At 62.2% G+C, this 11,917-nt stretch carries 13 protein-coding genes and 1 pseudogene; all 14 read left to right on the top strand.

Translation table 11 applies throughout. The annotated features are described in order from the left end of the window. Positions 1-211, top strand: a pseudogene (locus tag LVS58_RS24470) (hypothetical protein); the annotation flags it as partial. A gap of 74 nt (positions 212-285) precedes the next feature. Next, the gene (locus tag LVS58_RS24465; protein ID WP_233693171.1) at positions 286-591 is read left to right on the top strand and encodes an STAS domain-containing protein; all 306 of its coding nucleotides are present in this window, start codon (positions 286-288) and stop codon (positions 589-591) included. 8 nt (positions 592-599) lie between these two features. Next, positions 600-2,291, top strand: coding sequence for a fused response regulator/phosphatase (locus tag LVS58_RS24460; protein ID WP_233693170.1), 1,692 nt, complete (start codon positions 600-602; stop codon positions 2,289-2,291). Positions 2,292-2,339: 48 nt separating this feature from the next. After that, positions 2,340-2,687, top strand: a complete 348-nt coding sequence (locus LVS58_RS24455; RefSeq protein WP_233693169.1) for an Hpt domain-containing protein — start codon at positions 2,340-2,342, stop codon at positions 2,685-2,687. A gap of 71 nt (positions 2,688-2,758) precedes the next feature. Continuing rightward, positions 2,759-4,024, top strand: coding sequence for a flagellar hook-length control protein FliK (locus LVS58_RS24450; RefSeq protein ID WP_233693168.1), 1,266 nt, complete (start codon positions 2,759-2,761; stop codon positions 4,022-4,024). A 164-nt stretch (positions 4,025-4,188) separates the two neighbouring features. Further along, positions 4,189-4,686: a flagellar basal body-associated protein FliL gene (gene fliL / locus LVS58_RS24445; protein ID WP_233693167.1), complete on the top strand. Its 498-nt coding sequence runs from the start codon at positions 4,189-4,191 to the stop codon at positions 4,684-4,686. A gap of 9 nt (positions 4,687-4,695) precedes the next feature. Continuing rightward, the gene (fliM, locus tag LVS58_RS24440; protein ID WP_003254418.1) at positions 4,696-5,664 is read left to right on the top strand and encodes a flagellar motor switch protein FliM; all 969 of its coding nucleotides are present in this window, start codon (positions 4,696-4,698) and stop codon (positions 5,662-5,664) included. A gap of 47 nt (positions 5,665-5,711) precedes the next feature. Further along, positions 5,712-6,176, top strand: a complete 465-nt coding sequence (fliN, locus tag LVS58_RS24435; protein ID WP_003254417.1) for a flagellar motor switch protein FliN — start codon at positions 5,712-5,714, stop codon at positions 6,174-6,176. A 12-nt stretch (positions 6,177-6,188) separates the two neighbouring features. After that, entirely contained in the window at positions 6,189-6,623 is a 435-nt protein-coding gene (fliO, locus tag LVS58_RS24430; protein ID WP_233693166.1) for a flagellar biosynthetic protein FliO, read from the top strand. Next, on the top strand, positions 6,623-7,378 hold the full coding sequence (fliP, locus tag LVS58_RS24425) for a flagellar type III secretion system pore protein FliP (protein ID WP_003254415.1): 756 nt from the start codon (positions 6,623-6,625) through the stop codon (positions 7,376-7,378). Before fliO ends, fliP begins: the two co-directional genes overlap by 1 nt. Before the next feature lie 21 nt (positions 7,379-7,399). Next, the gene (gene fliQ, locus LVS58_RS24420) at positions 7,400-7,669 is read left to right on the top strand and encodes a flagellar biosynthesis protein FliQ (protein ID WP_012273497.1); all 270 of its coding nucleotides are present in this window, start codon (positions 7,400-7,402) and stop codon (positions 7,667-7,669) included. A gap of 7 nt (positions 7,670-7,676) precedes the next feature. Next, positions 7,677-8,453, top strand: a complete 777-nt coding sequence (gene fliR, locus LVS58_RS24415; protein ID WP_233693165.1) for a flagellar biosynthetic protein FliR — start codon at positions 7,677-7,679, stop codon at positions 8,451-8,453. Between the two features lie 2 nt (positions 8,454-8,455). After that, entirely contained in the window at positions 8,456-9,598 is a 1,143-nt protein-coding gene (gene flhB, locus LVS58_RS24410; RefSeq protein WP_233693164.1) for a flagellar biosynthesis protein FlhB, read from the top strand. Between the two features lie 189 nt (positions 9,599-9,787). Beyond that, a complete protein-coding gene (flhA, locus tag LVS58_RS24405; RefSeq protein ID WP_233693163.1) occupies positions 9,788-11,917 on the top strand; it encodes a flagellar biosynthesis protein FlhA in 2,130 nt (709 codons plus the stop codon).

Genomic DNA, 11,917 nt, shown 5'->3' with positions numbered 1-11,917 from the left:
GGTATCTACATTTGTCTCGGGCCAGTCACGCCTGTGGTGGCGGCGCGCGGCCGCCTTGATTGTACCCTTCGATATCGAGCCGTGCGCCAAGACGGTCGCGCGCGATGGGCACAGGATTCATTGGCTCGAAACAAATGTAGGAGCGAGCTTGCTCGCGATGCGCCGCGCGGGCGGCGCTCGATCTCAAGAACGCCACAAGGCCCCAGGGTGAAACCTTGCCACCCCCACCATCCCCTGCTAAACCTTAATGCAGTTGCATCCGCCATCATCGAAGGAATCGCTAGAATGGCAGTCGAGACTGATTTTTCGCAGGACGGGAAAAAGCTGACCATCAAGATCAAGGGGCGCTTCGATTTCGGCAAGCATCAAGAGTTTCGCGACGCCTACGAACGCCAGTCCAGGCGGCCGGATTCGGTGGTCGTCGACCTGAAGGACACCACCTACCTCGACAGCTCCGCGCTTGGCATGCTGCTGTTGCTGCGCGACCACGCGGGCGGCGATGAGTCGGATGTGCGGGTAGTGCATGCCAGCTCCGACGTGCGCAAGATTCTCGCTATCTCCAATTTCGAAAAACTCTTCGATATCAGTTGAGCGCCGACATGCCGGCCGAACAGGCGTTGACCGTGCTGGTCGCCGAAGACAGTGCGGTCGATCGCCTTTTGCTTGCGCAGATCGTGCGCCGCCAGGGCCATCAGGTATTCACCGCCGAGAACGGCGAGCAGGCGGTAGCGCTGTACCTCGAACGGCGCCCGCAGCTGGTGCTGCTGGATGCCCTGATGCCAGTCATGGATGGCTTCGAGGCGGCGCGGCAGATCAAGGCATTGGCTGGCGAAGCGCTGGTGCCGATCATTTTCCTGACGTCGCTGAATGAAGAACAAGGCCTGGTGCGTTGCCTGGAGGCGGGGGGCGATGATTTCATGGCCAAGCCCTACAGTGCGGTGATCCTCGCTGCCAAGATTCGCGCCATGGACCGCCTGCGCCGCTTGCAGGCAACGGTACTGGAGCAGCGCGACCAGATCACACGGCATCACCATCACCTGCTCAACGAGCAGCGGGTGGCCAAGGCGGTGTTCGACAAAGTGGCCCACTCTGGTTGCCTCTCTGCGCCCAATATTCGCTACCTGCAATCGCCTTACGCGCTGTTCAATGGCGACCTGATGCTGGCGGCATTTACCCCGGCCGGCGACATGCGTTTGCTGCTTGGCGATTTCACCGGTCACGGCCTGCCGGCGGCGGTCGGCGCCATGCCGATGGCTGAGGTGTTCTACGGCATGACCGCCAAGGGCTACGGCATGGCGCAGATCCTGCGCGAGATGAATGCCAAGCTCAAGCGCATCCTGCCGGTGGACATGTTCTGCTGTGCGCTGCTGCTCAACCTCAGCATGCAGCGCGGCTCGGTGGAGGTGTGGAATGGCGGTATGCCTGATGGCTATCGCCTGGCGGTGGATGGCCAAGTGCTGTCGGCACTGACTTCGCGGCACCTGCCGCTGGGCATTCTGGCCGCTGAGCGTTTCGATGACAGCACCGAAGTGTTGCCGCTGGCACCGGGCGAGCGCCTGTTGCTGCTGTCAGACGGTGTGCTCGATACCGCCGACGACCAGGAACGCCTGTTTGGCGTACAGCGCCTGCGAGCGGTACTGGCCGCCAACCGCGACCCTGTGCAGTTGTTCGATGAGCTGATGCTGGCCCTGGAGCGTTTTGGTGGCCAGCCACGCGATGACATCAGCTTGTGCGATATTCGCATGTTCACTGCCGAGGAGCGGGTGCCGGCACCGATGATCTACTCTGATAGTGGCCGCTCCAGCCCGCTGGATTGGTCGCTGAGCTTCGAGGTGCGTGGCGAAAGCCTTAAGCGTTTCAACCCTGTGCCCTACCTGGTGCAGTTGTTGCAGGAAATTCATGGCCTGCGCGCACGTACCGGCACCTTGCACAGCGTGCTTAGCGAGTTGTATGCCAATGCGCTGGAGCATGGTGTGCTGGGCCTGGACTCACAGCTCAAGCGCGACGTGCAAGGCTTTACCGACTATTACCAGGAGCGCGCCCGGCGGCTGGGCTCGCTGACCGACGGCTTTGTAAGCATCGATTTCAAGGTTGAACCGCGTGGCGGCGGCGGGCGTCTGATGATCGAGGTGCGCGACAGCGGTGCCGGCTTCGACGTGCAGCAGGTGCTTGCGCGGCCTTCGCTGGATCAAAGGCTGAGCGGTCGCGGTTTGAATCTGGTGCGGCAGTTGGCCAGTGACGCGCGCTGGAGTGACGGCGGGCGTTGCGCGCATGTGGAGTTCGTATGGTGAGCCACCGGTTGGCTCGGGCATAATCTGGCTTGATCAAGGAGTGAACAAGTGACTGACATGCATATTGACCACAAGGTACTCAGTGACCTGCGTGAGGTCATGGAAGAAGGCTACCTGCAGTTGGTGCAGACTTTTCTCGACGACTCAGAGCGGCGTCTTGGGCAGTTGCACGCGGCCAGAAGCGCCGAGGAGCTGGGCGCGGCAGCCCACAGTTTCAAGGGCAGCAGCAGCAACATGGGTGCCGTCGCGTTGGCCAGCCTGTGTCAGCAGCTCGAAGAGCGCGCGCGGCGGCCCCCGTTATATGGCATTGAAGACCTGATCAGCCGCATCGACATGGAATTTGTCGTGGTGCAGCACTTTTACCGTGGTGAGCAGCAACGTATTTCCGCAGGCTGATACGCGAGTTGGCGCGAGTCTTGCCTGTCTCTGCCCGATGATTTTTTTGTTCCTGGCGCGGAGACCGCTCGATGCCTGTCGCACCCAACCCTTTGTTGCAAGCCAATGCCATTGCCAAGACCTCGCGTTCGGCCACCGTGCAGGCGGAGAAACCGCTGCAGGCGCTGGGCGACAAGGGTGATGCCTTTGGCCAGGTGATGGCCCGGCAGGGCCGCGACAAGGTGACCGGGCAGGACGACAAGGTCGCTCAGGCCAAGCCCAAGGACAAACCTGATGCGGCAGCTGGCGGCAAGAAAGACCCGGCTGGCAAGGCTGCAGTTGCCGATGACGGCAACAAGTTGCCAGAAGACGATTCGGCCCAGGCCGATACAGGCGTGCGTGATGCCAGCCTGGTGGCCGGCCAGGTCACTGATGCCCAGCCCGGCGCGCAACTGATCCAGGCTCAGGCCGAGGCGGTGGCGCCCGTGTTGCAGGCGGCCACGGCGCAAACCCAGGTTGCTGCGGCTCTGCCTGAAGAGCCGTCCGCCGAGGAGGCCTTCGATCCGGATGCTGATCCCCTGGCCAACCTGCCGACCCTGCGTCTGGCCCTGGAGCACAGTGCCCAAGCCAAGGGTGGCACCTCGGCACATGCCCTTGATGCTACCCAGGCTCAGGGCGAGGAAGGGCAGGCAACCGTCAATACCTTGGCGAATCTGGTCGAGAATGCCGATGGCGAAAGCGCCGAATCCGGTGACAAGGCTTTTGGCGCCTTGCTTGAGGACGGCCTGAAAGACACCAAGAGTGCCAGCAGCGATACCCGCATCGATGATTTTGCCAACCGCCTGGCCAGCCTGACCCAGGCGGCCACGGCCAAGACCGCCAACGCCATGCCGGCCAGTGCGAACCCGCTGCATCAGCCATTGCCAATGAACCAGAATGCGTGGGCCGAGGGCCTGGTCAACCGGGTCATGTACCTGTCCAGCCAGAACCTCAAGTCGGCTGATATCCAGTTGGAGCCGGCAGAGCTCGGTCGCCTCGACATTCGCGTCAATGTGGCGGCGGACCAGGCCACCCAGGTCACCTTCATCAGCGGCCACGCCGGCGTGCGTGATGCCCTCGACAGCCAGGTGCACCGCCTGCGCGAACTGTTTGCCCAGCAGGGGTTGGCGCAGCCGGATGTCAACGTGGCTGACCAGTCGCGTGGGCAGCAACAACAGCAGGGGCAGGCGCAGGGCAGCAGCCTTTCCGGGGTGGCAGCGCGCCGGGCCGAGCAGGGTGGTGTTGAGGCAGTGGATAGCGCCCGGCCTTTGGAGCAGCAGGTGGTTGTCGGCGACAGTGCGGTCGATTACTACGCCTGATGTCTGGTGCATGGCTTTGTTTTTGGGGAGCCAGTGAGATCGAGCGCCGCGCGGGCGGCGCTCGATCTCACAGACGTAAAATCCCTCAAGCCGAATTCTGGCATAACACTTGCTCAAGCCAAGCCATCCTCCCTTGAACCCCCGATGGACGACGGATTATTGGCATGGCGAAGAGCGAAGCAGTCAAAGACCCCGCCACTAAAGGCAAACTCAAGCTGATCCTGCTGGCCGTCGTAGGCCTGTTGCTGGCGATCGGCCTTTCGGTGGGCGCTACCTGGTTCATCATGCACAAGGGCGAGCCCGCGCCGGCCGCCGAGGCCGCGGCCAGTAACGTCAAGCCTGCGGCGATCTACGAGGCGCTGACACCGGCCTTCGTAGTCAACTTCAACCAGAACGGCCGCCAGCGCTACATGCAGCTGAGCATCACCCTGCAGGCGCGTAACCAGGCCGACCTGGATGCCCTAAAGGTGCACATGCCGGTGATTCGCAACAACCTGGTGATGATGTTCTCCGGGCAAGGGTTCGACACCCTCGCCAGCAGCCCGGTAGGGCAGGAGATGCTGCGTCAGAAGGCCACCGCAGTGGTCCAGGAAGTGGCGCAGAAGGAAGTCGGCAAGCCGGTCATCGACCAGTTGCTGTTCACCAATTTCGTATTGCAGTAGGAGTCCGCAATGGCCGTACAGGACCTGCTGTCCCAGGATGAAATCGACGCCCTGTTGCACGGTGTCGACGACGGGCTGGTGCAGACCGAGAGTGCATCCGAGCCTGGCAGTATCAAAAGCTACGACCTGACCAGTCAGGACCGTATCGTGCGGGGTCGCATGCCGACCCTGGAAATGATCAACGAGCGCTTCGCCCGCTACACCCGTATCAGCATGTTCAACCTGCTACGCCGCTCCGCAGACGTGGCCGTGGGTGGCGTGCAGGTCATGAAGTTCGGCGAATATGTGCACTCGCTGTACGTGCCCACCAGCCTCAACCTGGTCAAGATCAAGCCGCTGCGCGGCACCTCGCTGTTCATCCTCGACGCCAAGCTGGTGTTCAAGCTGGTGGACAACTTTTTTGGCGGCGATGGCCGCCACGCCAAGATCGAAGGGCGTGAGTTCACCCCGACCGAACTGCGTGTGGTGCGCATGGTGCTGGACCAGTGTTTCGTCGACCTCAAGGAGGCCTGGCAGGCGATCATGCCGGTCAGCTTCGAGTACATGAACTCCGAGGTCAACCCGGCCATGGCCAACATTGTCGGCCCCAGCGAAGCGGTGGTGGTGTCCACCTTCCACATCGAACTGGACGGCGGCGGCGGCGATCTGCACGTGACCATGCCGTACTCGATGATCGAGCCGGTGCGGGAAATGCTCGATGCCGGCTTCCAGTCGGACCTGGACGACCAGGACGAGCGCTGGGTCAAGGCCCTGCGCGAGGACGTGCTGGACGTGGCCGTGCCAATGACCGCCACGGTCGCCCGACGCCAGCTAAAGCTGCGCGACATCCTGCACATGCAGCCGGGTGACGTGATCCCGGTGGAGCTGCCCGAGCACCTGGTGCTGCGCGCTAACGGGGTGCCCGCGTTCAAGGCGCGGCTGGGCTCGCACAAGGGCAACCTGGCCCTGCAGATCATCGACCCGATCGAACGCCGCTGACGGTGTGCCGGTCGCTTACAACGAATTGAATGCCTGTCGAGGAAATCATGGCTAACGAAAACGAGATCACCTCCCCAGAGGACCAGGCACTGGCCGATGAGTGGGCCGCAGCGTTGGAAGAAACCGGTTCTGCCGGCCAGGCCGACATTGACGCACTGCTGGGCGGGGACACCGGCAGCAGCGGCCCGGGCCGCCTGCCGATGGAAGAGTTCGCCAGCTCGCCGAAGCCGAACGAAAATGTCAGCCTCGAAGGCCCTAACCTGGACGTGATCCTGGATATCCCGGTGAACATTTCCATGGAGGTGGGCAGCACCGAGATCAACATCCGCAACCTGTTGCAGCTCAACCAGGGCTCGGTGATCGAGCTCGATCGCCTGGCCGGCGAGCCGCTCGACGTGCTGGTAAACGGCACCTTGATCGCCCATGGCGAAGTCGTGGTGGTCAACGAAAAGTTCGGCATCCGCCTGACCGACGTGATCAGCCCCAGCGAACGTATCAAGAAGCTGCGCTGAGTGAAGGGCACGATGCGCGCCATCGCCGCGGCAGCGGTGCTGTTTGCCAGCCACGCCTGCCTGGCCGCGGCCACGCCAGCGGCCACCCCGGCGGCTCAACCTGGCAGTCTTGGCGGGCAGCTCGCGCAGATGGTCTTGGGCCTGCTGCTGGTGGTGGGCCTGATCTTCTTCCTGGCCTGGCTGCTGCGGCGCCTGCAGAGCACCGCTGTGAAGGGTGGGCAGGTGATCGAGATTGTCGGCAGCCGCGCCATCGGCCAGCGTGACCGGCTGCTGCTGGTGCAGGTGGGCAAGGAGCAGATCCTGATAGGCCATACCCCAGGCACCATCGAGGCCCTGCACGTACTGGCCGAACCCGTGGAAGTACCGGCAAGCGTCCGTCAGGCGACGCCGGAGTTTGCCCAGCGGCTGATGGAGCTGATGGGCAAGGACCCTAAGGACAACAAGTGATGAGCGGCGCGCTGCGTACGTTGTTGACTCTGGCGCTGCTGCTGGCTGCGCCGCTGGCCCTGGCCGCCGACCCGCTGTCGATCCCGGCCATCACCCTGTCCAACACCCCGGACGGGCAGCAGGAATATTCGGTCAGCCTGCAAATCCTGCTGATCATGACTGCGCTGAGCTTCATCCCGGCGTTCGTCATCCTGATGACCAGCTTTACCCGTATCATCATCGTGTTTTCGATTTTGCGCCAGGCTCTGGGCCTGCAGCAAACGCCGTCCAACCAACTGTTGACCGGCATGGCGCTGTTCCTGACCATGTTCATCATGGCGCCGGTGTTCGATCGGGTGAACCAGGACGCGCTGCAGCCTTACCTGAAGGAGCAGATGACTGCCCAGCAGGCGATCGACAAAGCCCAGGGCCCGCTCAAGGATTTCATGCTGGCGCAAACTCGGCAGAGCGACCTCGACTTGTTCATGCGCCTGTCCAAGCGCACCGACATCGCCGGCCCCGACCAGGTGCCGCTGACGATCCTGGTGCCGGCATTCGTCACTTCGGAGCTCAAGACCGCGTTCCAGATCGGCTTCATGATCTTCATCCCGTTCCTGATCATCGACATGGTGGTGGCCAGTGTGCTGATGGCCATGGGTATGATGATGCTGTCGCCGCTGATCATCTCGCTGCCGTTCAAGATCATGCTGTTCGTGCTGGTGGATGGCTGGGCGCTGATCATGGGTACCCTGGCCAGCAGTTTCGGCGGCGTCTGACGCCGTCAAGGAGAGCCGCCGATGACACCTGAAGTTGCTGTCGACCTGTTCCGTGATGCCCTGTGGCTGACAACCTTGATGGTTGCCGTGCTGGTGGTGCCGAGCCTGTTGGTGGGCCTGGTGGTGGCGATGTTCCAGGCGGCCACACAGATCAACGAGCAGACCTTGAGTTTTCTGCCGCGCCTGCTGGTGATGCTGATCACGCTGATCGTCGCCGGGCCGTGGCTGGTACAGAAATTCATGGAGTACATCACCACGCTCTACACCAACATCCCGCAGCTCATAGGTTGATGCGGCGATGCTGGAACTGACCGACACACAGATCGGCACCTGGGTCGCCACCTTCATCCTGCCGTTGTTCAGGGTAACGGCGGTGCTGATGACCATGCCGATTTTCGGTACCCGCATGTTGCCGGCACGGGTGCGGCTGTACGTGGCAGTGGCGATTACCGTGGTAATCGTGCCTGCATTGCCACCGCTGCCTGAATTCGACCCGCTGAGCCTGCGCGGTTTGCTGCTGTGCGCCGAGCAGATCATCGTTGGCGCGCTGTTTGGCCTGGCCTTGCAGTTGTTGTTCCAGGCTTTCGTGATTGCCGGGCAGATTGTTGCGGTGCAGATGGGCATGGCCTTCGCCTCGATGGTTGACCCTGCCAACGGTGTCAACGTCACTGTAATCAGCCAGTTCATGACCATGCTGGTGAGTGTGTTGTTCCTGTTGATGAACGGCCACCTGGTGGTGTTCGAGGTGCTGACTGAAAGTTTTACCACCTTGCCGGTGGGGAGTGCGCTGGTGGTCAACCACTTCTGGGAGCTGGCCGGGCGCATGGGGTGGGTGTTCGGAGCCGGCCTGCTGTTGATTCTGCCGGTGATTGCCGCGCTGCTGGTGGTGAACATTGCCTTTGGCGTAATGACCCGCGCAGCGCCACAGTTGAACATTTTCTCCATCGGCTTCCCGCTGACCTTGGTCATGGGCATGTTCGTCTTCTGGGTCGGCCTGGCCGATGTGCTGTCTCACTATCAGGCATTGGCCAGTGAAACGCTGCAGTGGCTGCGTGAGCTGGCGAGGGCGCGCTGAACATGGCAGAAAGCGAGAGCGGTCAGGACAAGACAGAAGACCCCACCGAAAAGCGCAAGCGCGACGCCCGCGAGAAGGGCGAGGTCGCGCGCTCCAAGGAGTTGAACACGGTGGCGGTGACCCTGGCGGGCGCCGGTGGCCTGCTGGCATTCGGTGGTCACTTGGCCGAAACATTGCTGGCGTTGATGCGCATGAACTTCAGCCTGACCCGCGACATCATCGTTGACGAGCGGGCGATGGGGGCCTTCCTGCTGGCCTCGGGCAAGATGGCCATCTGGGCGGTGCAGCCGGTGCTGATCCTGCTGTTCGTGGTTTCCTTCGTGGCGCCCATCGCGCTTAGCGGCTTCTTGTTCTCGGGCAGCTTGCTGCAGCCAAAATTCAGCCGCATGAACCCGCTGTCGGGGATCAAGCGCATGTTCTCGATGCATGCCTTGACCGAATTGCTCAAGGCGCTGGCCAAGTTCTTCGTGATTCTGGTGGTGGCGGTGGTGGTGCTCTCCGGCGACCGCCAGGCCTTGCTGTCGATTGCCAATGAGCCGCTGGAGCAGGCGATCATCCATAGCTTGCAGGTGGTGGGCTGGAGTGCCTTGTGGATGTCAGCCGGGCTGTTGCTGATTGCCGCGGCAGATGTGCCGTTCCAGCTGTACCAGACGCACAAGAAAATGAAGATGACCAAGCAGGAAGTGCGCGACGAGTACAAGGACAGCGAGGGCAAGCCTGAAGTCAAGCAACGTATTCGCCAACTGCAGCGCGAGGTGTCGCAGCGGCGCATGATGGCGGCGGTGCCTGATGCAGACGTGATCATCACCAACCCGACGCATTATGCGGTGGCTTTGCAATACGACCCGGAGAAAGGCGGTGCGGCGCCGTTGCTGCTGGCCAAGGGTAGCGATTTCATGGCGTTGAAGATTCGTGAAATTGGTGTGGAGCACAACATCCAGATCCTCGAATCGCCGGCGCTGGCGCGGGCGATTTATTACTCCACCGAACTTGAGCAGGAGATCCCTGCTGGCTTGTACCTGGCGGTGGCCCAGGTGTTGGCCTATGTGTTCCAGATCCGCCAGTACCGCGCCGGCAAGGGCAAGCGCCCAGAGCCGCTGAAGGACGACCTGCCGATCCCGCCGGATTTGCGGCGTGACAGTTGATCTGTTCGGCGATAGGTTTGCGTTGCCCGTGAGATCGAGCGCCGCCCGCGCGGCGCTCGATCTCACAGGCGACAAAAACCTCAAGGCGAACACCCCGATTCACAGCAGATCACAAAGTTGGAAGGCTTCTTGCAAAGCCACGCCCAGGCGCCCCCTGGGCGTCAAAGTTTTGCATCAAGAGGACTCGCGGTGGATCGCACTCAGTTAATCAGCAACGCCCGCAACAACCTGGCCGGGCTCGGCCGGGGCAACCTGGGTGTGCCGCTGTTGCTGCTGGTGATGTTGGCAATGATGATGTTGCCGATACCGCCGTTCCTGCTCGACGTGTTCTTCACCTTCAACATCGCCCTGTCGATCGTGGTGCTGCTGGTCTGTGTCTACGCCCTGCGCCCGCTCGACTTTGCCGCGTTCCCCACCATCCTGCTGGTGGCCACGTTGTTGCGCCTGGCCCTGAACGTGGCGTCCACCCGTGTGGTCATGCTGCATGGCCAGGAGGGTCACGGCGCTGCCGGTAAAGTGATCCAGGCCTTCGGTGAGGTGGTGATCGGCGGTAACTACGTGGTCGGTGCCGTGGTGTTCGCCATTCTCATGATCATCAACTTCGTGGTGGTGACCAAGGGTGCCGGGCGTATCTCGGAAGTGAGTGCGCGTTTCACCCTCGACGCCATGCCCGGCAAGCAGATGGCCATCGACGCCGACCTCAATGCCGGCCTGATCGACCAGGCCCAGGCCAAGCACCGCCGTGCCGAGGTGGCGCAGGAGGCCGAGTTCTACGGTTCGATGGACGGTGCCAGCAAGTTCGTGCGCGGCGACGCCATCGCCGGCTTGCTGATCCTGTTCATCAACCTGATCGGTGGCATGCTCATCGGCATGCTGCAGCACAATATGTCGTTCAGCGAGGCCGGCAAGGTCTATGCCCTGCTGACCATCGGTGACGGTTTGGTGGCGCAATTGCCATCACTGCTGCTGTCCACCGCCGCCGCAATCATGGTCACCCGTGCTTCAGGCTCTGAGGACATGGGCAAGCTGATCAACCGGCAGATGTTCGATTCGCCCAAGGCGCTGGGGGTGTCGGCGGGGCTGATGATCGTCATGGGCCTGGTGCCGGGTATGCCGCACATTGCCTTCCTCAGCCTCGGCCTGATGGCTGCCGGCGGCGCATACCTGGTGTGGAAGAAGCAGCAACAGGCCAAGGTCAAGGCCCAGCAAGAGGCACAGCGTCAGCAGGACCTGCTGCCCTCGCCACAGCGCGCGCTGGAAACCAAGGAGCTGGGTTGGGACGACGTCACCCCCATCGACATGATCGGGCTGGAGGTCGGCTATCGGCTGATCCCGCTGGTCGACCGCAACCAGGGCGGCCAGCTGTTGGCGCGGATCAAGGGCGTGCGCAAGAAGCTGTCGCAGGACCTGGGCTTTCTCATGCCCACCGTGCACATCCGTGACAACCTCGACCTGCAACCCAGCGCCTATCGCCTGACCCTGATGGGGGTGATCCTGGCCGAGGCGGAGATCTATCCGGACCGCGAACTGGCGATCAACCCTGGGCAGGTGTTCGGCACCCTCAACGGTATTGCCGCGCGCGACCCGGCGTTTGGCCTGGAGGCGGTGTGGATCGACGTCGGCCAGCGCTCACAGGCGCAGTCGCTGGGTTACACCGTGGTCGATGCCAGCACCGTGGTGGCCACTCACCTCAACCAGATCCTGCAGAAACATTGCCACGAGCTGATCGGTCACGAAGAGGTTCAGCAACTGCTGCAGGTACTTGCCAAGGCATCGCCTAAACTTGCAGAAGAGCTGGTGCCGGGTGTCATTTCCTTGTCGGGGCTGCTCAAGGTGCTGCAAGCGCTGTTGTCTGAACAGGTGCCAGTGCGCGATATTCGCAGTATTGCCGAGGCCATCGCGAACAACGCCGGCAAGAGTCAAGATACCGCCGCACTGGTGGCGGTGGTGCGCGTCGGATTGTGTCGCGCCATCGTGCAAAGCATTGTCGGCGTTGAGTCGGAGCTGCCAGTGATTACCCTGGAGCCAAGGTTGGAACAGATTTTGCTCAATAGTCTGCAAAGGGCCGGGCAGGGTCAGGAAGATGGTGTTCTTCTGGAACCTAGCATGGCCGAGAAGCTGCAACGTTCGCTGATCGAGGCGGCCCAGCGCCAGGAAATGCAGGGTCAGCCGGCCATCCTGCTGGTCGCCGGCCCGATCCGCGCCATGTTGTCGCGTTTCGGTCGCCTGGCTGTACCGAATTTGCATGTTCTGGCGTATCAGGAAATACCTGACAACAAGCAAGTCACCATCGTTGCCACCGTGGGCCCTAACGGCTGA

It is taken from the genome of Pseudomonas sp. JR33AA, assembly GCF_021378985.1.
In the GTDB taxonomy this organism is placed as follows: domain Bacteria; phylum Pseudomonadota; class Gammaproteobacteria; order Pseudomonadales; family Pseudomonadaceae; genus Aquipseudomonas; species Aquipseudomonas alloputida.
Note: the sequence above shows the minus strand (reverse complement) of the source record. Positions and strands in the feature narration are given on the sequence as shown.

Bases quoted from the DNA above. Each gene is read 5' to 3' on its own strand.
- LVS58_RS24465 (WP_233693171.1), top strand. From the start codon at position 286: ATGGCAGTCGAGACTGATTTTTCGCAGGACGGGAAAAAGCTGACCATC.
- LVS58_RS24460 (WP_233693170.1), top strand. From the start codon at position 600: ATGCCGGCCGAACAGGCGTTGACCGTGCTGGTCGCCGAAGACAGTGCG.
- LVS58_RS24450 (WP_233693168.1), top strand. From the start codon at position 2,759: ATGCCTGTCGCACCCAACCCTTTGTTGCAAGCCAATGCCATTGCCAAG.
- fliL (WP_233693167.1), top strand. From the start codon at position 4,189: ATGGCGAAGAGCGAAGCAGTCAAAGACCCCGCCACTAAAGGCAAACTC.
- fliM (WP_003254418.1), top strand. From the start codon at position 4,696: ATGGCCGTACAGGACCTGCTGTCCCAGGATGAAATCGACGCCCTGTTG.
- fliN (WP_003254417.1), top strand. From the start codon at position 5,712: ATGGCTAACGAAAACGAGATCACCTCCCCAGAGGACCAGGCACTGGCC.
- fliO (WP_233693166.1), top strand. From the start codon at position 6,189: ATGCGCGCCATCGCCGCGGCAGCGGTGCTGTTTGCCAGCCACGCCTGC.
- fliP (WP_003254415.1), top strand. From the start codon at position 6,623: ATGAGCGGCGCGCTGCGTACGTTGTTGACTCTGGCGCTGCTGCTGGCT.
- fliQ (WP_012273497.1), top strand. From the start codon at position 7,400: ATGACACCTGAAGTTGCTGTCGACCTGTTCCGTGATGCCCTGTGGCTG.
- fliR (WP_233693165.1), top strand. From the start codon at position 7,677: ATGCTGGAACTGACCGACACACAGATCGGCACCTGGGTCGCCACCTTC.
- flhB (WP_233693164.1), top strand. From the start codon at position 8,456: ATGGCAGAAAGCGAGAGCGGTCAGGACAAGACAGAAGACCCCACCGAA.